Annotated in this window: 18 protein-coding genes and 1 pseudogene; 7 read left to right on the forward strand and 12 right to left on the reverse strand. The window is 57.6% G+C overall.

Annotated features, from left to right (window positions below; all coding sequences use genetic code 11):
- Positions 1-78 precede the first annotated feature (78 nt).
- Positions 79-480: a DUF488 domain-containing protein gene (locus RGU44_RS11005; RefSeq protein WP_322178365.1), complete on the reverse strand. Its 402-nt coding sequence runs from the start codon at positions 478-480 to the stop codon at positions 79-81.
- A gap of 55 nt (positions 481-535) precedes the next feature.
- Complete coding sequence (locus RGU44_RS11010) at positions 536-1,471, reverse strand: 2-hydroxyacid dehydrogenase (RefSeq protein ID WP_322217103.1); 936 nt, start codon at positions 1,469-1,471, stop codon at positions 536-538.
- A gap of 168 nt (positions 1,472-1,639) precedes the next feature.
- On the opposite strand from RGU44_RS11010, the gene RGU44_RS11015 reads away from it, so the two are divergent.
- Both RGU44_RS11015 and RGU44_RS11020 read left to right on the forward strand, forming a co-directional pair.
- On the forward strand, positions 1,640-2,203 hold the full coding sequence (locus tag RGU44_RS11015; protein ID WP_322183075.1) for a histidine phosphatase family protein: 564 nt from the start codon (positions 1,640-1,642) through the stop codon (positions 2,201-2,203).
- Between the two features lie 650 nt (positions 2,204-2,853).
- Positions 2,854-3,951, forward strand: coding sequence for a glycerophosphodiester phosphodiesterase (locus tag RGU44_RS11020; protein ID WP_407074576.1), 1,098 nt, complete (start codon positions 2,854-2,856; stop codon positions 3,949-3,951).
- 97 nt (positions 3,952-4,048) lie between these two features.
- Here the strand turns inward: RGU44_RS11020 and RGU44_RS11025 are convergent, their stop codons facing one another.
- A complete protein-coding gene (locus tag RGU44_RS11025; RefSeq protein WP_322178363.1) occupies positions 4,049-5,122 on the reverse strand; it encodes a diguanylate cyclase in 1,074 nt (357 codons plus the stop codon).
- A 581-nt stretch (positions 5,123-5,703) separates the two neighbouring features.
- On the opposite strand from RGU44_RS11025, the gene pssA reads away from it, so the two are divergent.
- The gene (gene pssA, locus RGU44_RS11030) at positions 5,704-7,047 is read left to right on the forward strand and encodes a CDP-diacylglycerol--serine O-phosphatidyltransferase (RefSeq protein ID WP_322217105.1); all 1,344 of its coding nucleotides are present in this window, start codon (positions 5,704-5,706) and stop codon (positions 7,045-7,047) included.
- Between the two features lie 41 nt (positions 7,048-7,088).
- Here pssA and RGU44_RS11035 read toward each other — a convergent pair whose 3' ends face one another.
- From RGU44_RS11035 to RGU44_RS11075, 9 genes and pseudogenes are all read right to left on the reverse strand, one after another.
- Positions 7,089-8,003, reverse strand: a complete 915-nt coding sequence (locus RGU44_RS11035) for a hypothetical protein (RefSeq protein ID WP_322178361.1) — start codon at positions 8,001-8,003, stop codon at positions 7,089-7,091.
- Positions 8,004-8,310: 307 nt separating this feature from the next.
- Positions 8,311-8,502: pseudogene (locus tag RGU44_RS25040) on the reverse strand (hypothetical protein); the annotation flags it as partial.
- Positions 8,503-8,812: 310 nt separating this feature from the next.
- Positions 8,813-9,199 carry a hypothetical protein gene (locus RGU44_RS11045; protein WP_322217107.1) on the reverse strand — a complete coding sequence of 129 codons (387 nt, stop codon included), beginning with the start codon at positions 9,197-9,199 and terminating at the stop codon, positions 8,813-8,815.
- A 123-nt stretch (positions 9,200-9,322) separates the two neighbouring features.
- On the reverse strand, positions 9,323-10,660 hold the full coding sequence (locus RGU44_RS11050) for an MFS transporter (RefSeq protein ID WP_322178359.1): 1,338 nt from the start codon (positions 10,658-10,660) through the stop codon (positions 9,323-9,325).
- A gap of 100 nt (positions 10,661-10,760) precedes the next feature.
- Positions 10,761-11,699, reverse strand: a complete 939-nt coding sequence (locus tag RGU44_RS11055) for a hydroxymethylglutaryl-CoA lyase (RefSeq protein WP_322217109.1) — start codon at positions 11,697-11,699, stop codon at positions 10,761-10,763.
- Positions 11,696-12,889 (reverse strand): CaiB/BaiF CoA-transferase family protein, encoded by a 1,194-nt coding sequence (locus RGU44_RS11060; protein ID WP_322217111.1) that lies wholly within the window; start codon positions 12,887-12,889, stop codon positions 11,696-11,698. Before RGU44_RS11060 ends, RGU44_RS11055 begins: the two co-directional genes overlap by 4 nt.
- Before the next feature lie 135 nt (positions 12,890-13,024).
- Complete coding sequence (locus RGU44_RS11065) at positions 13,025-13,945, reverse strand: LysR family transcriptional regulator (RefSeq protein WP_322178356.1); 921 nt, start codon at positions 13,943-13,945, stop codon at positions 13,025-13,027.
- A gap of 117 nt (positions 13,946-14,062) precedes the next feature.
- On the reverse strand, positions 14,063-15,244 hold the full coding sequence (gene ampC, locus RGU44_RS11070) for a class C beta-lactamase (protein WP_322217113.1): 1,182 nt from the start codon (positions 15,242-15,244) through the stop codon (positions 14,063-14,065).
- Between the two features lie 50 nt (positions 15,245-15,294).
- The gene (locus tag RGU44_RS11075) at positions 15,295-15,417 is read right to left on the reverse strand and encodes a hypothetical protein (protein WP_322217116.1); all 123 of its coding nucleotides are present in this window, start codon (positions 15,415-15,417) and stop codon (positions 15,295-15,297) included.
- Between the two features lie 412 nt (positions 15,418-15,829).
- Here RGU44_RS11075 and ssuD point away from each other — a divergent pair, with 412 nt between their 5' ends.
- The 4 genes from ssuD (at position 15,830) to RGU44_RS11095 (ending at position 20,083) form a co-directional block, all read left to right on the forward strand.
- Positions 15,830-16,969 (forward strand): FMNH2-dependent alkanesulfonate monooxygenase, encoded by a 1,140-nt coding sequence (gene ssuD, locus RGU44_RS11080; protein WP_322178354.1) that lies wholly within the window; start codon positions 15,830-15,832, stop codon positions 16,967-16,969.
- A 114-nt stretch (positions 16,970-17,083) separates the two neighbouring features.
- Positions 17,084-18,271: an acyl-CoA dehydrogenase family protein gene (locus RGU44_RS11085; RefSeq protein WP_322217805.1), complete on the forward strand. Its 1,188-nt coding sequence runs from the start codon at positions 17,084-17,086 to the stop codon at positions 18,269-18,271.
- Positions 18,272-18,279: 8 nt separating this feature from the next.
- Positions 18,280-19,386, forward strand: a complete 1,107-nt coding sequence (locus RGU44_RS11090) for a sigma-54 interaction domain-containing protein (RefSeq protein WP_407074570.1) — start codon at positions 18,280-18,282, stop codon at positions 19,384-19,386.
- A 262-nt stretch (positions 19,387-19,648) separates the two neighbouring features.
- On the forward strand, positions 19,649-20,083 hold the full coding sequence (locus RGU44_RS11095; protein ID WP_322178352.1) for a hypothetical protein: 435 nt from the start codon (positions 19,649-19,651) through the stop codon (positions 20,081-20,083).
- The last annotated feature ends 61 nt before the right edge of the window (positions 20,084-20,144 follow it).

The raw sequence follows: 20,144 nt of genomic DNA on the forward strand, positions 1-20,144 counted from the left end.
CAGCGGCACGCTGGGCAATGTCAAATTAATGATGTTTAACTTCACTTTTATTGAAGTGACTTGCATTACACCTGTTACTCACTTGAGGTGTGAGCCGGCATAACAGACGGGAGAACTTTGCGGCCCTTGCTTATCCAGTTCTTCTTCAAGCCACTCCCTCAGCACGATTGCATTGTTATGTTCCGTGTCCTTCGCCGAATAGATGAGTGTCAGCGTGCCTTGGCGGGCAGGTTCGAGAAGTCGCCACCAATGTTCCGGATGAGCCGTCAGTTCTTGGCGATACCCCGTACAAAAATCCGCGAAGCTCATCGCGCCGCTTTTGAACGCCTTTCTTAACGGGGTGGTCGGGCCCGTGTCAGGCAGCCACTCGTTGAGGACCAAGCGGTCTTTGCGCATGTTTCTTGGCCAAAGTCGGTCGACCAATACCCGATAACCATCTGCGGGGGACGCCGGGTCATAAGCGCGCTTGCATTGAATCATGGCCTTCTCCTTTTACCGACGGCTACGTAACAGGGTCACAACGTTAACGCTCGATTCAACTGCGCACTGGGGTCAGCACCGGTTGCCCGGAAAAGTACGCCAGCAGATTGTCCGCCACCAACTGAACAGTACCCTGCGAAGCTTCCGGAGAGAGTCCTGCGACATGAGGGGTGAGCACCACGTTGCTCAACGCCTTGAGCGCGTCCGGTACCTGCGGTTCATTATCGAAGACATCCAGTGCGGCGCCAGCGATACGATCATGTTCAAGCGCATCGATCAGGTCCGCCGTCGAGATGACGCTGGCACGCGCGATGTTGACGATAAAACCGTGAGGGCCCAGGGCATCCAGTACGTGTTTGTCGACCAACTGCAGAGTTTCTGCCCCACCCGGTGTCGCGACGATAAAGAAGTCCGAGGCGCTCGCCAGTTCGACCGGGCTTGCGCAATAAGCGTAAGGCACATCACTGCGAGGCTGGCGATTGTGATAACTCACGGACATATCAAAACCCAGAGCGGCACGTTTGGCGATCGCCATGCCCACCGCACCCAGCCCAAGAATACCGAGGCGTTTGCCCGCCAGCGAAGGACGCATGACTTTACGCCACTCGCCGCGCCGTACCGATGCATCGGCACGCGGGATATCACGCACCAGCGACAGCAACAGCGCCAAGGCGTGGTCGGCGACCGAGGGTGCATTGACCCCGGCCCCGTTTGTCACCGTAATATTCCGAGCCCCGGTGGCCTCAAGGTCGACATGCTCATAGCCGGCGCCGATCACGCAGATGATTTCCAGATGAGGTAGCGCGGCGATCTCATCGGCATAAAAACCCAGCGGACCGCGGGTTAATACGGCATTGATCTGCGCACCATGCGTCTCGATGGCTTTTGCCCGCTCGGCCGGACTCGGCGCGAGAATCAGGTTAAAACCACTGTTTTCGAGTATCGGCAAATAGTCGTTAATGGTTTCAACCAGCACTAGAACAGTCGTCATACGTTCCTCCATCCCCAAGTCCACTGTCAGACCACACTCAATCAGTCTGAGGACTATGCCGTCTATCAGGCCTGCCCGTCACGTGGCAAACGGCGGTCGCTCCCGCGAAATGATACAAGGGCATGAGGCATGTAAACTTGCCCACCCGTAAACCCCGTATGGATCCCCATAATGGCGACTCGTTTGACCTTGATCTGCCATGCCCGGACACTCGCACAGAAGCTCGCGCGTTTTCCGCTGGACGAGCCTGTCGAACTGGATTGGCAGGCTGCAGGGCATTCGCTGGCCGACCGCTTCAAGCCCTCCGTGCATTTACTCAGCGCACCCGAGATCCGCGCCCGGCAAACCGCTCACCTGTTCGGGTCGCAGATGGATATCGTCCCTGAGTTGCGCGATTGCGATTTTGGACACTGGCAAGGCAAACGCATCAAAGACCTCCAGGCGCATGAGCCCGAAGCACTCCAGGCCTGGAGTGCAGACAGCGCTTCAACTGCGCACGGCGGCGAATCGGTGGCCGAGGTCTGCGCCCGCGTCGGCGCATGGCTCGACACCCTGCGCATGCAGGGACACTTCGTCGCGATCACCCACCCCTTCGTCATCCGCGCCGCCATCCTGCATGCCCTGCAGTGCCCAACGGCAGCCTTCAACTCGATAGACATCGAGCCATTATCCGCGACTGAGTTGCGGTTCAACGGGCGGTGGCGGTTACGGATGCAGGAAGGGCTTTTGTGAGGATTCTAGAGCGGGCGCAAAAAGGCACCCGAGACGCCCTTATGCACATGATGTCAGGTCAAAAAAACCAGATGATTCGATGAGTGTCAGATCTGGTTCCGGGGGACTGAGCGAAGGAACTGTTTGCCGTCTTCGTCATAGATGAAATAAACACGCTTCTGTGACCACACGTACTTGTCATGCATCGAGTACAGCCCGACATCCACTGTCTCCAAGTTCTGATCAACGTCTATTTCGTAGAGCAGTTCGGTATCAGTGAAGCTACGGATACAGCTCGAAAAGAATACGCCAGGCTCTCGCTTCGCTATGTTGAGTTCCAAAAAAGTCTTTACCGTCATCTCCATGCCTGGATGATTCCTCACTAAAAATTGGCGCCATTTTAACCGTGACCTGTCGGTTCCTGGAATACCTGAAACGGGCCGAATCGTTGCAAAAGTGACCGACGGCTCACTCACCATTTCGTCATCGACGACTTGCTACAGTGCAGCAACGACAGCTTGATTGCTCTCGCTGATGGTTGCTGTTAATGCTTGAGACTTGGGAGGCCTCGATTTATCGGGGCCTGCATGGCGATCAAGACGGGCGTGAATGATCCGTGCAGAAAAGGAAAATCAAACATGTTGAAAGGTATTCCACGAGCGGTCGGGCTCATGACACTGTTGGCGAGCGCGCTGCTGATGAGTGAGTCCACGCTCGCGATTGAACCGCCGAGCAAGACACTCGCCGCCAAAATCGGGGTGCCCTGGCCTGCCGTCATTGCGCACCGGGGCGCGTCGTTTGATGCGCCAGAGGAAACCATTCCCGCTTATATGCTGGCTCGAGAGCTGGGGGCTGATTATCTGGAAATGGATATTCAGCGCACCAAGGACGGAGTTCTGATCGCCCTGCATGACGATACCCTCCGACGCACTACCAACATCGCGCAGGTCTACCCGGACCGGATCACGCAACCTGTGAGCAGCTTCACGCTGGCGGAGCTCAAACAGCTGGACGCTGGTTCCTGGTTCAATACCGCCTTCCCCGCCAGAGCCCGCAGCAGTTATGTCGGTTTAAAAATTCTGACCCTGGACGAAGTCATCGATATCGCCGAGGGCGGTGAGAACAAACCGGGGCTGTATATCGAGACCAAGGTTCCCGCCCAGTTTCCCGGCATAGAAGAAGACCTTAAAAATGTCCTGGCCAAACGCGGCTGGCTCGATCAACGACCCGAAGCCGCCCAGGGCCGGGTGAATGTCGCGCACATGCCTGGTCGCGTGGTATTGCAGACCTTCGAAAAACCAAGCCTCGAACTGCTGCAAAAAAGCATGCCACAGGTGCCAAAAGTGCTGTTGTTGTGGTTAGGGGATGGCTATATCCAGGCCAGTTCGGACGCCACGTTCAAGACCTCTGGCGCCAAAGACAAGGCCAGCTTTTATGCCGGACAGGACGTGAAGTCCGAAGCGGAGTTCGCCGGGTGGATTGAGTGGGCCAAAGCTCACGGAGCAATCGGCATTGGGCCTTCATCAGCGCTCAAAGACGGTGGCGATCAAAGTTATGTGGACTTGGTCAAGCCATGGATGAACCGTATGGCCCATGACAAAGGCCTGATAATCCATCCCTACACCGTCGATGACGAGGTGGATTTCAAAGCACTCAGCGCCCGCGGAGTCGACGGTTTCTTCACCAACCGCGCGGCACAACTGCTGACGTTCTATGGCCGTCCGTCTTCAGAAAGCCTCGACACCCTTCTTCGTCGAAGCGGGTATTGAGCGCATTTCACCCGTGCTGAAGGCAAGGCTCCGTTATCGGCTCAAGGCAAGCGCTAACGAGTCCTTGCTGAACAGCATGTTTACTGCGACCCCGCACTCAAGCGGGATCACGCACGACCTGATGAAATGCCCCGTCAATCAAACAACCGACCCGGTCACGCCCCGTGCTTTTAGCCCCATACAGCGCCTTGTCGGAGTCACTTAGCCAACTGGTCGCATCCAGATGGGCAGGGCTGTAGGCGGCCAGTCCAATGCTAAGGCTGACCCTCATCGCCGGTTCCCGTTCGTAACGGATGGAGCCGAAGGTATCGCGCAGGCGGTCCATAATCTCGGCCGCGACCACGATCGGGGTATCAGGCAAGATCACGCAAAACTCATCGCCGCCATACCGCCCTGCCAGATCCGAGGCCCTCAGGTTTTGTTTGAGTACCGTGCTCAATTGCCGGAGCACATGGTCCCCCACCACATGGCCATAGGTATCGTTGATCACTTTGAAGTGATCGATGTCGATCAGGGCGATGGTGCCACTCTGCTGCGTATTGCTGCAGGACTGGAACTCAAGGTCCAGATGATCCTTCCACGAGCCATGGTTCAACAGGCCCGACAAGCTGTCGGTACGACTGAGGGTCAGCAATTCGCGCTTGTGGTTTTTCAGCAGATGAGTCTGTTTGTACGCAACCCAGCCAAGCGCCAACGGGTAGATAGCGAGCAAAGGTACACAGGCATACATCTGGAAAACTGTGGTTTCGGGCGTAAATACCGGGGAAAAAATCAGCAGGGAGACCGCAATACCCAACGCTTGTGCCAGCCAGCCTCCCAGCAGAAAACGCGGCCCCGCGATGGCCATATTGTTCATGGACATCATTGAAAGAGCGATGACGCTGGGCAGCAGGTTGAATTGCATGGCCCCCACCCAGAGGCCGCCTAGACATGAATCAATCAGTAGATTGCGCTGCTCAGCCTGGAATGGAACCGTCGATACGCGAGCCCATTGAAAGGCCAGATGCGGCCAGACAAATCCGGTAAGGACCATCAGCCCCCATACCCAGCCAGACTTGTGCAGTGGGTAGACGACGGCGGCAACGCAGAAAAACCCGAGGATCATTCCCAGCGTGCGCGACTTGTACAGCCGCTTCGTGAGTGAAAGTCCTTTTCCTCCGGGGTCTTGCATGGGGTCGAGGCTCCTCTGCCCTACCGCTCGATAAGGGCGGGGAATGAGACAGGATGGCTGTTCGGGCAATCGATCCACAGGCAATCACACATCCATGGCATCCACTTCTGTTGAGGGTGCGAACCGACGAGTAGCGTCATTCAGCTAACCTCCTGGCTCACGATCTGAAGCTTATCAGAGAGCTATCAAATAGCCATCACCCTCTTGTCCGGATACAGAACGCATCGGGACGGGATTAAACATCCAGCTGAACGTGCGGCCCCATATTTTCATATGGTTGGTGATAGTAGAAGTATTCGCGATCAGCACTATTAGCGTTTTCCGGCGTGCTCGCCAAAAAGGTCAGGCACCATGCCCCCGCGCGATTATAAAAAAACAAACCCTGTCATTGTTCAGTTTCAACGACGTGCTGCACCAAGAGATGATGAAGCTGTTCGGTCTGGGCCGCGCCCAACTCATGGTCTTTGGCGTGTTTCAACTGCCATACCGGTCAACTTTGTGCAGCGAGGCAAAGAGCAAACCCTCTCACTGACACTCTGGTGTAAGCTCCCGTGCTATCTGGCTAACGCTTCGAGAGGCTTATGCGCTCCACTTTCAGACGTTCCATCCTGCCCACGCTTCGTGGTTTTGCCTTGGCAGCCGATGCAATCACGATGTTGCCCCACGCCACCGACTACCGACGCTGCCTGCTGGAGAAAATCGCTGCTGCGACTCAGCGAATCTATGTGGTTGCCCTGTACCTGCAACAGGATGAAGCCGGTCAGGAAATCCTCGACGCCTTGTACGCCGCCAAAGCAGCGCGGCCGACACTGGATGTCGTGGTGTTGGTGGATTGGTTTCGCGCACAACGAGGGTTGATCGGTGCCGGCAAGCAGCCCGGTAACTCCGCGTGGTATCAGGCGCAGAACCTGGAGCATGACGTTGAAGTGCCGGTGTATGGCGTGCCTGTGCAGACCCGCGAACTGTTCGGGGTGCTGCACCTCAAGGGAATCGTGATCGATGACTGCGTGATCTACAGTGGCGCCAGCATCAATAACGTCTACCTGCACAAGTTCGACAAGTACCGCCTTGATCGCTATCACCTGTTGCAGAACAAGGCACTGGCCGACTCGATGCAACACTTGGTGCGCAACGATGTACTCACATCCAAAGCCGTGCACCGCCTGGACCTGCCCGCGCCTCCCACCTCTCGCAGTTTGCGGGGTGAAATCCGAGCCTTCAGGAGCCATCTCAAACGCACGTCATACGACACATCGGACGGCAGCGATGAAACCGGTGGCCTGCGTGTCATTCCCCTGCTGGGTGTGGGCAACAAGAACCCGCTGAGTCGCACTATTTGCGAGTTGATCGCGGCCAGTCAGACACAACTGACGCTGTGCACGCCGTATTTCAATCTGCCGGTGACCGTGACGCGGGAAATCAATCGCGCCCTCAAGCGCGGCGTGACCATCGATATCATCATCGGCGACAAGACCGCCAATGACTTTTTCATCCCGGCCGACGAGCCCTTTAAAGTCATTGCCGCACTGCCTTATCTCTACGAAATCAGCTTGCGCCGCTTCGCACAAAAGCATCAGCAGGCCATCGCCAAGGACCAGTTGAATCTGCACCTGTGGAAAGACGGCGACAACACATTCCACCTGAAAGGACTCTGGGCCGACCAGCGCTACACCTTACTGACGGGCAACAACCTCAATCCGCGAGCCTTCCAGCTGGACCTGGAAAATGCTCTGCTGATCGACGATCCAAAGTCCGAGTGGACTGCACGCCGTGATGTGGAAGTCACTCAACTGATGCGTAATACCTTGCGGGTCGACAAGTACGACGAACTGGACACGCTGAGCGAATACCCGGTCGCCGTGCGCACGTTTCTGCGTCGGGTCAGCCGGGTTCGCATAGAGCGTTTGTTGTACCGCATCCTCTAATTGCAACGTTCGATGATCGCGTAGCGCGCCCACGACAGGGCTCAGTGACCGAGCAGGGCCGAATCGGCTTCACTCGAGGGCGCTTCGAAGCGACTGGCCCACTCACCCAACTGGCTCAAGCGGATATCCAGTTCGTTGAGCAGTCGCGCGGTCGTCTCGCGAACTTCCCGACCATTAAACAAGCCTGGCTCTTTGGTGTAGAGCTTATAACGCTGATTGATCTCGGCCGGACCCAGGACCTTCCACATCGCTTTGGCATTATGGTTGACCAGTGCCACCAGCATCCCGTTGGGGCTGTCGTCAGCGTTGCAGAAGATCAGCGAAACAACCTGTCCCTTGCGCATGGGGATGTTGCTGTCAAACAGATAGATCGGCTTTTCGACTCCGTCCGGCAGTCGGATCCAGAACTCATGGGCCGTGTTGGTTGTGGCGTTGACGAAGGAGTGGCTGGACACATTCATGCTCACCGAGCCGGTGCCTTGCCAAAGAAACCCGCCACCTGTGCTACTGAGCGAATGGCTGGCAGACATCCTCACCTCAGAACGCTTGTCAGACGCCAGTACTTCACCCGTGATGCACATGAAGTTCAGCGAGCGACCGTAATGGTTGAATTTCTCGTCGATGAACGCCAGCGACCGCGGGGTAAGGGTCATCAAGTACATGGTCCTTACGTACTCGGCGTGGGCCACCTTGTCGTTTCGGGCTTTCTCTTGCAGAACCGCACGCTGAACCTTGGCTTCTTCGAGCGCTTTGATCGCCTGCGCCTTAATGATCGGAGATTTTTCTTGGGCATAAGCGCTGGCTTTCGCAGACGCCTGCTTGATCACGGGAGCGGCCTTGTCAGCCATTTCAACAGCGACCTTCTTGCCTTTCTCCATCAACTCGGATGTGCGAGCGAGCAGATCAGGAGAGGCCTCATTGATCTTGTTCTTGATTTTGTCCAGGAAACTGCTCACGTACGTACCCTCTCTTTCCATTGAATGGACCGATGGTATGGCAAATGGCCTGCAGCGAATAGCAGCGATCCGAACAGAAACCGCTGGCTGGCAAGACATACCAATGTGCCTACCAGCCAGCAAGGCATTTCCTGACCGTTCAAGACAGAAGCTAACTCTTCAAGGCATCGTAAGCTTCGAGTGCGTGCAGAGAGAAGATGCTCGCGGACCACGTCACCCGCTGGCTTGTCGCTACGCAGGGCGATAAATGCCGCCTGACGTAAACGACACTTGAGTTTGATCCAGTCCGGGCTGCGTTTGGACACGTAAGGGCTGCCAGAGCCTTGGCTTGCAGTGGTAATCGCTCAGTCCAGTCGTTGCCGTTGCGGCGGAGCAGGCGCACCTGTCCAGCGCTGAAATGGGTCAGGATCCGGTAGCCGTCGAATTTGATTTCATACAGCCATTCGCCACTCGGCGGTCTATCGACCAGCGTTGCCAACTGAGGCGCCAGCTTGTCAGGGACGTGGAAGGACGTTTTGGCTTTTTTGGTTGTATCCACAGTGCGTGTCTCACCCACAGTCGCGCCACTGATCACGCTCTTCGGTAGCGCCTCGACGAGGTCGTACTCCTCTGCAGGTCACGCGCTTCGTGCTTTTGCACCACAAAACTCAATGATTTGGCCCCGCGCGAGGTCTGCTTTCGATCAGCAAGCTCCGACGGCTCGGAAGTGATGTCGAAATTGCGTTTGCGAGCGTACTCACTCAATGGCTTGGCCATGATCGATTACCTTGCACTGGATCGGAGCAGGTGGAGATTTGCTTAAAGAGACCTCAAGAGGCTTTGCTGGTTTTCTTTCGGGCAGGTGCCCGTCCTTTGGCCGGGCTTTTGCTGCTCAGGCTGCGCTTGAGCAACTCGGTGAGGTCAATGACATCGGCGCTTTTGCGCTCCAGTTCGCCGACACTGGTTTCGACATCCTCGATTTTTCCTTGGCGGGCCTTGGTCTCGACCAGTTGCATGATCTTTTCTTCGAAGGTGTCACGGTACTCATCGGGCTGCCAATCGACGCTCATGTCCTTGACGATATTTTCCGGGGTCATTTCCTTGCCGGTGACCTTGTTGATCCGCTTGTAACCGACCGGTTCCATACTGCGCTTCAACGCGACCGGGATATGCACCAGCCCGAAACCGATCGCACCCTTCCAGATTGCTCGTGCCATCACCTGACTCCCTGCGCTGTCGTGTTATAGAAATGGCAGGAGCGTCGAGACAAAGTTTCGGGGAGGCGACGAGTGAAGGCTGCGATGAGGCCGACCAAGGCAGGAGCCTTGGTCGATTGGCAATCACTGATCGGTCTTGTCAAGCGTCCGCAGTTTGGCCGGCAAAGCCCAAAGCAGCAGCCCGGCGGCAATCAGGCTGGCGATGCCGATCACGTACAGCGCTGGGGTGGTGCTGCCGGTCAGGTCTTTGATTCGGCCGACCATGATCGGGCTGACGATACCGCCGAACTGCCCGAGGGTATTGATTACCGCAATACCGCCGGCTGCACCTGCGCCAGCACCGGCCAGCAGTTTTGGTGGCAGGGCCCAGAAGGCAGGGATTGAGGCGACGATGCCTGCACCCAGCAAACTCAGGGAGATGATAAGAAACAACGTGTGCTCGGCGAATATCCCGGCGCTAAAGAAACCGATCGCTCCCAGCACCACCAAACCGGCCACGTATTTGCGCCGTTCGCCGCTGGCATCGGACATCCGCCCAACTACCACCATGCTGATGGCGCCACAGATATACGGGATAGCCGTAAGCAAACCGATGATCACCGGGCTTTCAGTGCCAGCGCTGCGAATCAACTGCGGGGCCCAGAAGTTGAGGCCATAGGACGCCACTTGAATCAAGAAGTAAATCAGCCCGAGCATCAAGAAGCCTGGCAGCTTCAATGCCGCCAGCAAGGAGCCGCCGCCTTTGTGGGGTTCGTGGTGGGCGACGCGGCTGGCCAAATAGGTCTTTTCCTGGCCCGTCAGCCAATGCGCATCGGCGATCTTGTCCTTGAGGACAACCAACACCAACAGGCCCAGCAGCACACAGGGTAAACCGCCCAGCAGGAACAGCCAGTGCCAGCCGCGCATGTTCATCACGCCATCAAGATGACCGAGGACCAGGCCCGAGAGCGGCGCGCCAATCAGACCGGCGAAGGCCGAGGCCAGGAACAGCATCGAGGTGATCCGCCCGCGATAGTGCTGTGGGAACCACAACGTCAGGTAATACAGCACGCCCGGCGCGAAGCCCGCTTCCATCGCGCCAATGATGAAGCGCAAACCGTAGAACTGCCATTCAGTATTGACGAAGACCATCAGCGCCGTCGCCACACCCCAGGACATCATGATCCGGGCGATCCAGCGCCGTGCGCCGACCTTGTACAGCATCATGTTGCTGGGCACTTCGAACAGCACGTAACCGACCACGAACAGCCCCGCGCCGAGACCATAAGCGGTGTCGCTCAGGCTCAGGTCAGTCTGTAGCTGGAATTTGGCGAAGCTGATGTTGATGCGGTCGAAGAAGGCGAACAGGTAGCAGACCATGATCAATGGCATCAGGCGCCAGGCGACTTTACTGATCAGGGCCTTTTCCGCGCTCACGATCTCGGCAGGACTGCTGTCCGCGTTCAGAACAGAGATTGTCATTTCATTTTCTCCAGACGGACTTCCCGTGGGTGTCCGATTGTTTTTGTTGTCTGGTCCGGGGGCGTGTGCCCCCTTGGTCACGCTAAGGGGTGAAACAGGATCAAACGGGCATATTCTCCGGCGCGGAATGCAGGTCGCAGTTGCGACCGGCCTTGGCTACCTGACCGGGCATTTCATGACCCAACAGCGCAGGCAGACGGCGAGACATCTCCAGCAAATGAGGCAGATCGGTACCGGTGTGAATACCCATTTCCTCGCACAGGTTCACTAGGTCTTCGGTGCAGATGTTGCCGGAGGCGCCAGGGGCGAACGGACAACCTCCCAGCCCCCCAAGGGAGGCATCGAAGCGCCGTGCGCCAGCCTCGTATGCAGCCAACACATTGCTCAGGCCCAGACCTCGGGTGTTGTGGAAGTGCAGCGTCAGCATTGACGCCGGAACCTGCGTCAATACGCGTTGTACCAGACGATAGACCTGACGTGGATTGGCCATGCCTGTTGTGTCGGCCAGGGTGATGCCCTGCATGCCCAACTCCAGATAAGCATCGACGATCTGCATCACCCGGTCTTCGCTGGTCACGCCTTCGAAGGGGCAACCGAAGGCGGTGGCAATGGAGGCATTCAGGCCCAGCGACGTGCCGCGAGCCAGTGCCACCACATCGGAAAATGCCGTAAGTGATTGCTCGCAGCGCATGCGCATGTTTGCCAGGTTATGGGTCTGGCTGGCGGACATCACCAGGTTCAGCTCATCGGCACCCGCGCTGAGGGCGCGCTGCGCACCTTTGAGGTTGGGCACCAGCGCAACGTAGGTCACGCCAGGCTGACGCTGGATGCCCAGAAACACCGCTTCACCGTCGCGTAACGCTGGGATGGCTTTGGGGGAGACGAAGGAGCCTGCTTCGATACGGGAAAACCCGGCCAGTGACAATTGATCGATCAAGGCGATCTTGTCGGCAGTTTCTACCCACTTGGGCTCGATTTGCAGGCCGTCTCGCGGCGCGACCTCCTGGACGATCAGGCTGTCGGAATAGTCAGTAATCATTGGACCACTCCATCGTGTTTGAGTCGGGCGATATCCTGCTCGGTCATGCCCAGTTCGCTGAGTACGCTGGAGGTGTGCTGGCCCAGGCTTGGCCCCTGCCAATTGATTGAGCCCGGTGTCTCGGAAAGTTTGGGCACGATGCCCGGCATCTTCACCGCAGCCCCGCCCGGCAACTCGGCGTCGAGAATCATGTCGCGTGCCTGATAGTGCGGATCGGCAACGATGTCAGCCACTGAGTAGATGCGCCCGGCCGGCACCTCAGCCGTTTCCAGGGCCTGCAACACGGTGTCGATGGGCTGGCTCAAGGTCCAGGTGCTGATCGCTTCATCGAGCATCGAGCTCTGCAGCGCCCGACCATCGTTATGCGTCAATTCGGGGTTTTCGCCCAAGTCGGGGCGGCCGATGACCTGCATCAGTCGCTTGTAAATCGGGTCGCTATTGCCCGCAATCACCACGTAGGCGCCGTCGGCAGTCGGGTAGGTGTTGGAAGGTGCGATGCCTGGCAAGGCGCCGCCGCTGCGCTCACGTATATGGCCTTGCATGGCGTATTCCGGTACCAGACTTTCCATGACGTTGAACACGCTTTCGACCAGCGACACATCGACAATCTGACCTTCGCCCTGCCCGGTCTTCACCCGCAGCAACGACATCAGTGCGCCCATCACCGCGTGCATCGATGCCAGCGAATCACCCAGGCTGACGCCGACCCGCGCTGGCGGTGAACCAGGCGTGCCGGTGGTGTAACGAATACCTCCCATGGCTTCGCCGATGGCGCCAAAACCGGGACGGTCACGATAGGGACCGGTCTGGCCGTAGCCTGAGATGCGCACCAGGGTCAGCTTGGGGTTCAGCGCATGCAAAACGTCCCAGCCCAGACCCAGTTTTTCCAGGGCGCCGGGGCGCAAGTTCTCGATCAGCACGTCGGTGCTTTCAGCGAGCTGCTTGACGATGGCGATGCCTTCGGGAGATTTGAGATTCAGTGCAAGGGATTTTTTGTTGCGTGATTGGAGGTACCACCACAGGGAGGTGCCCTCGTGGATTTTTCGCCATTTACGAAGAGGATCGCCCTGCCCCATCGATTCGATCTTGATCACTTCAGCGCCGAACTCCGCCATCAGACGCGCCGCGAAGGGTGCCGCGATCAGTGTTCCAATCTCGATAACGCGGATTCCACTCAGGGGAGCCGTCATCTTCAGTGCCTCATATTTTTTTATTGGAATGTAAGCCTTGTAACGTGAGCCAAGGCTAGAGGACCAGGCACTGAAGAATCCAACCTTCTGTTGGCAAGCGTCGTTCGCGAAACGCGAACGCTTGAGGTGGTGTGTCTAGTTCGCGGGATTTTCCAGGCGGCGCAAGTGTTCGAACAACAAACAGCTGACCGGTGACAACGATGCCTGGTCGCGGGCTACCAGCAACAAGGTGCGTTCGGACCAATCATCGCTCAACGCCACCGCCGTCAACCCGAGCGAGCGACCGAACAGTTCATACGCCTTTTGCGGCAGGATGCCGATGCCCATATTGGCCTGCACCATCCGGCACACCGCATCGAAACCTGGGACATGAATCCGCAGGCGCACGATCCGCCCGCAGGCACGAGCCGCTGCGTGGGTGCGCATGTTGATCGAACTGGCCGCATGCAGACCGACATAGTCATAGTCCAGGGTATCGGCAAAGGCCACGTGATCACGATCGGCCAAGGGATGGTCGCTGCGCATCACGACCGCCAGCGTATCCTGGCGATAAGGCACGCTGAACAGGCTTTGGGTGTCGGTGTCCATCGAACAAATGCCGATGTCCGCCACGCCATCAATGATGCCCTGCACCACGCCATTGCTGGGGCGTTCTTCGAGGTCTATTTTCACTTGCTCATGGCTGGAGACGAAGTCGTGCAGGTCTTCCGGCAGAAACTGGATGATCGCCGACAGGTTCGCCAGCATCCGCACATAACCGCGTACGCCCTGAATATGTTCGCCTAGTTCCAGGCCGATTTTTTCCACATCGAACAGCATCCGCCGCGCATGGTGCAACAGCGTTTCCCCCGCTGCGGTCAATGCCATGCCTTTAGCGTTACGCATGAACAGGCCAATGCCCAGTGCATTCTCCAACTCCATCAAACGCTTACTGGCTGCCGACACCGCAATCGCCTCCCGCGCAGCCGCCCGAGTCAACGTGCCTTCTTCGTGCACGGCGACAAACAATTGCAGGGTAATCAAGTCAAGACGACGGGTGAGGTTTTTGTGGCGCATGGGGTGCGGCTCTCGGCTTCGCGATGAGGCCGAGGATATCCGTAAATCAGCTGCTGAGGTTTAAAACCCCACACTCGCCTGCACGAAAAACGTCCGTGGTAGGCCCAGGTAGATGCCTCAGTGCTCTGCTCGCGAGCAGCAATCCAATTTGCTCAGGATTTGATACGCCAAACGAACCCGAGGCTCGTTGGGATAATTCTTGTTGGCCAGGATCACAATGCCGAGCTTCTTCTCAGGGATGAAGGCAGCGTAGGCTCCAAACCCGCGGGTTGAGCCCGTCTTGTTCACCCAGACCGCCTGTTGCGGGGGCTGGGGCGGGATCAGCTCGGTGGCCGCCTGACGCTCATAAGCCATCTTGTCAGAGTTGCCTTCCAGTAGCGTATCGAGGCTAACCGGGTACCCATATTGTTCCCATATAAGGTCCTGGGTCATCGGACCAAGCTGGAAGTAACCTATATGGGTATCGGCGATTGCGCGCTTAAGCGTGGCATCTGTCTGGGTAAGGTTCAGGTTAACCTCGACGAAGCGAATCAAGTCCTGGACGCTGGTTTTCACTCCGTAGGCTTCGGCTGCAAGCACTCCTGGGCTAAGCCTGACTGGAGCGTCCTGTTTGTTATAGCCCTGTGCATAGAGCGGCATATTGCTTGAAGGCACATTGATGTAGCTGCCGTGCATGCCAAGTTTCGGGAAAAGCTGGGCCTCAAGAGCCTCATCGAAAGGAATGTTCATGCTCTTGGCAGCGATCATCCCAAGCAAGCCGATACTGGGATTGGCGTAAGTCCTGTAGGTGCCAGGGGCGAAAAGGGGCTGCCAAGACCTGAAGTAGTCCATCAACTGCTCGTTGTTCTGGACGTCATCAGGAATCTGAAGGGGAAACCCTCCCGCCGTATGAGTCCCCAAGTTGATCAGCGTCACCTTGTCCAACTGGCTGCCCTGGAGCTGCGGCAGGTATTTGCCGGGGTTGTCACTGAGTGCAAGCCGACCGTTGACCTGAGCGTAAGTGGCCAGGGTCGCCGTGAACGTTTTGCTGATCGATCCGATCTCGAACAGCGTATTGCGGGTGACCTTTCGCCCGGTTTCCCTGGAGGCCACCCCGTAGTTGTAGAAGCTTTGTTTACCATTAGCGGTAACTGCAATAGCCAGGCCGGGAATCTTGTACTGCTGCATGATCGCCTGGGCGGCGTCTTGCACGAGGTTGTCAATATCCGACTTTTCCGTATCCGCAGCTGCGGAGGTGCCGAACAAAGCCGCACAGACAAGAAAGAGAAACGGTGCGCAGAATTTTCCATTCGAGTGCATCCGGTCGTCCTTTGGGGGTTTCTATTGGACGGCGAAAACTATCACATGATTTAGTTTTTCCAGAACCGCTGCTTGGCGACTCTCGGTACTGAAGTACCTTTTTCGGCGATCAAACACGAACCATGCCCCATGCCATCACTGCTCGCCATTGATGCGTCTACGTGCGCGCCCATGATGGCGCCTTGAGTGTGTCGGGCCTCGCAGCCTCGCGTAGCACTGCAAGCCTGCAGCGCCCGAGCATAGGACTCATACATATATATTAAAGTTATAAAAATATGAAATTAGGTTCTTTTGAGGAATAACTCATAAGCTTTATAACTAGCACTGACTCAATGCAGTGTTGGCCCAGCAACTGTTTGCCCGGCAACAGTCATTCAACAAAAGCGTTGCCGGTGAACAGGTGACTGACGCTAGCCAGCGCTGCCCAAGGTGTGAATACGGGGGGCTCGTTGATACAGCTCTTGCTCTGAGCCCGTGAACTTCATTACCGACTGAGACACCGCTTTTTTGCCCTACTGCATAACGCGCCGTACTGCTGTTCGGCGTCCATAAAAAATTGGCTGCACATTGTTTGAAGGATTTGTCATGGATGTTTTCTGGTTCCTCCCTACTCACGGCGACGGCCATTACCTGGGCACCACCAAAGGCGCCCGCCCCGTCACCTTGAATTACCTCAAACAAGTGGCCCAGGCAGCGGATGACTTGGGTTATCACGGGGTGCTGATCCCCACTGGCCGCTCTTGCGAAGACTCCTGGGTCATCGCCTCGGCGCTGGTGCCATTGACCGAGCGCCTGAAGTATCTAGTGGCCATCCGTCCCGGCATTATCTCGCCGACCGTGTCCGCGCGGATGGCGGCAACCCTGGATCGACTGTCCGGTGGCCGACTGTTGATTAACGTGGTGACCGGCGGCGACCCGGATGAAAACCGTGGCGACGGTATCTATCTCGATCACAGCGAGCGCTACGAAGTCACCGACGAGTTTCTGCACATCTGGCGTCGCGTGCTGCAAGGCGAAGCCGTGGATTTTGAAGGCAAGCATTTGCGCGTGCAGAACGCCAAAGCGCTATACCCACCGATTCAGAAACCCTATCCACCGCTGTACTTCGGGGGATCTTCCGAGGCTGCTCACGAACTGGCCGCCGAGCAGGTGGATGTGTACCTGACCTGGGGTGAGCCGCCAGCCGCCGTCGCCGAGAAGATCGCTGACGTTCGCGAACGTGCCGCACGCAAAGGACGCACCGTGCGTTTCGGTATTCGTCTGCATGTGATTGTGCGTGAAACCAGCGAAGAGGCTTGGAAAGCCGCCGATACCCTGATCGAGCACATCAGCGACGAAACCATCGCGGCCGCGCAGAAGTCGTTCTCGCGCTTCGACTCCGAGGGCCAGCGACGCATGGCAGCGCTGCACGACGGGCGTCGCGATAATCTGGAAATCGCACCAAATCTGTGGGCCGGTGTCGGCCTGGTTCGTGGGGGGGCTGGCACCGCGCTGGTGGGCAACCCGCAAGAGGTCGCGGCACGGATCAAAGAATATGCGGACCTGGGGATCGAGAGCTTCATCTTCTCCGGCTACCCGCACCTCGAAGAAGCCTACCGCTTCGCCGAGTTGGTGTTTCCGCTGCTGCCCGAGCCCTACGCGAGCCTGGCCGGTCGCGGGATCACCAACCTGACCGGGCCATTTGGCGAAATGATCGCCAATGACTTGCCGCCTCAGGCCAAGTGATCGGTTGCGCCTGACATACCGTTTTCGCAGGCAAGTCTGCTCACACAGCCTGAACAGGATCGGGGGGGCGTGACACTTCCGTCCGACCCTGCATTAACCCTTGAGGAAACCCGTGTGACTGCCAAGCCGCCAAGCGCCCCGTCCACGCCCTTGCAGACAGCCCAAAAACTGGCTGCACAATTTGCCGAAACCGCCGCAGAGCGTGATGAACGTGGTGGCACTCCCAAAGCCGAGCGCGACGCACTGCGCGAAAGCGGCCTGCTGGCGCTAAGCATTCCTCGTCAATATGGCGGGCTAGGTGGGCGCTGGAGTGAAACCTTAGACATCGTTCGCGAGTTCGCCAAGGTCGACAGTTCCATCGCTCATGTCTTCGGTTTCCATCATTTGATGTTGGCCACCGTGCGCCTGTTCGCCAAGCCGGAACAATGGCAGCCCTGGTTCGAGCAGACCGCGCGCAAGAATTGGTTCTGGGGCAACGCCCTCAACCCGCTGGACACACGCACTGTCGTCAAAACATTCAACGGCTGGCGGGAGTTCTCCGGCAAAAAAAGCTTCTGCTCCGGGGCCAGCGATTCACAGATGCTGATCGCTTCGGCCGTGGACGAAACGGCGGGCGGCAAGTTGCTGATCGCCGCCATCCCCAGCGGGCGCAGCGGTATCACCCTGCATAAAGACTGGAACAACATGGGCCAGCGTCAGACCGACAGCGGCAGTGCCAGCTTTGAGCGGGTGCGGGTCGACGAGTCGGAGTTGCTCCTTGACCCCGGTCCTTTGAGTACGCCCTTTGCCTGCTTGCGTCCGCTGATCGCGCAACTGACGTTCACCCACATGTTTCTCGGTATCGCCGAGGGGGCCTTCAATGAAGCGCGGCAATACACCCTCACCGAAACCCGCACCTGGTTCAAATCCACGACCGAGGACATCCGCCAGGACCCTTATGTGTTGGCACACTACGGGGAGTTCTGGGTAGCGCTGGAAGGCGTGCGGTTGCTGGTAGAACGGGCCGCCGAACTGCTCGATGCCGCTTGGGCCAAAGGCCCGGATCTAAGCAACGAGGAGCGTGGTTATCTGGCAACAGCGATCGCCACCGCAAAAGTCGCCGCCAGCCGCCAAGGCCTGGAGCTGTGTAGCAAGCTGTTCGAGGTGACGGGGGCGCGCTCGACCCACGCGTCCCTGCGTCTCGACCGGCATTGGCGCAACCTGCGCACTCAGACCTTGCACGATCCTGTGGATTACAAACTCCACGAACTGGGTGACTGGGCATTGAACCGATCTCTGCCTGTTCCGACCTTCTACTCATAGTGATAGAGATGCCCATGCAGCTTCTGACCTTACCCCCATCGCCAGCTTTGGCGACGTCGATCCGGGCCACCGCTCAGGTCTTCGAAGATCCAAAATCCCAAGCCCTGTTGGCGCATGTGCAGCAGGTCGCGCCCAGCGAAGCCAGTGTGCTGATCATCGGCGAGACCGGCACCGGCAAGGAACTGGTCGCGCGCCATATCCATAACCTCAGCGCCCGACGCAATCGCCCCTTCGTGGCGGTCAACTGCGGAGCCTTTTCCGAATCGCTGGTCGAGGCCGAGTTGTTCGGTCACGAAAAAGGGGCCTTCACCGGCGCCCTCAGCGCTAAAGCCGGCTGGTTTGAAGAGGCCAATGGCGGCACGCTGTTCCTAGATGAGATCGGCGATCTGCCAATGCCCATCCAGGTAAAACTGCTCCGGGTGTTGCAGGAGCGTGAAGTGGTGCGTCTGGGCTCACGTAAAAGCATCCCCATTGATGTGCGGGTCCTGGCGGCCACCAACGTACAGCTGGAGAAAGCCATCAATGCAGGGCATTTTCGCGAGGATCTGTATTACCGGCTGGACGTGGTAAGCCTGGAGTTGAGCCCGCTGCGCGAGCGTCCCGGCGATATCCTGCCATTGACCCGGCACTTCATCGAGGTCTATAGCAAGCGCTTGGGTTATGGCCCGATCAGCATCAGCGCAGAAGCCGAACACAAGCTCAGGAGCTACAGCTGGCCGGGTAATATCCGCGAACTGGAAAACGTCATCCACCATACCCTGCTCATCTGCCGCAACGGGTTGATCCAGCACAACGATCTGCGCTTGTCGAACATGCGCATCGAGCGCCTGGATGATACGGCGCCTGTTGACGACTCCGCCGCGGCGCTGCTGACGCGAGCGTTCCAGACCCTGTTCGAAGAGCAGGCCGGTGCCCTGCACGAAAAAGTCGAAGACGCCCTGTTGCGCGCGGCCTATCGCTTCAGCCATTACAACCAGGTGCACACCGCCAACTTGCTCGGTTTGAGCCGCAACGTCACGCGGACCCGCCTGATCAAGATTGGCGAGCTGGCAGTGAACAAACGTCGTCCCACTGAACAGACGGCAGGAGATCGCGTGCTTCAGCTATCAATCTGAACGCCGATCAGGTGTCTGGCACGAAGTAAAAAGGTGTAGGACCGTAACGCTTCGATCAGAAACGACAGTATCTTCGACTGCTCAAACCCAGCATTTACGGGGGGAAATATTAACTATTTAATACCGTACGAAATCCCCTACTAAACCTAGTCACGAACCCTGCATCTATGCAGGAAGCGTCTGACAGATTCAGGGGTCGACTCCCGTTATGGTTGCGCCGGCTTATTTATGCCCGAGCACAAACCACCAGGAGTCACCACACATGAAGAAGTTATACCTTGCTGCCGCTGTCGCCACCCTGATCGCAACGACCAGCGGCTGCGTGAGCTATAACATGAGCCAGCCAACCGCGCCGATTGCTGGCTCGGTCACCGCTGACTTGAAAGCCGATGTGAAAGTAGGGGAACAAATCAGCGGCGAATCATCCACCACGATCCTGTTCGGCTGGCTTAACGTGGGTGGCGATACCCAGTTCGCCGATGGCGTTACTTACGGTGGTGCGGGCGGTTCCGCAATCGGCCTGCCTGACCCGATCTCCGCAGTGAAAGCTGCCGCCGCGTTCAAAGCGGTGAAAAGCTCCGGTTCCGACCTGATCGTCGCACCTCGCTACGAAGTCAGCGTTGAAGACTACTTTCTGTTCAAGAAGGTCAACGTCAAGGTTACCGGTAACAAAGGCAGCATCAGCAGCATCCGCTAAGGACTGCTCGCTCTGGATTGAATCCCAGTGACGTGAACGAACGCCGCTCAGCGCATATCCG

Origin of the sequence: Pseudomonas sp. 5C2 (assembly GCF_034314155.1) — a bacterium.
In the GTDB taxonomy this organism is placed as follows: Bacteria; Pseudomonadota; Gammaproteobacteria; order Pseudomonadales; family Pseudomonadaceae; genus Aquipseudomonas.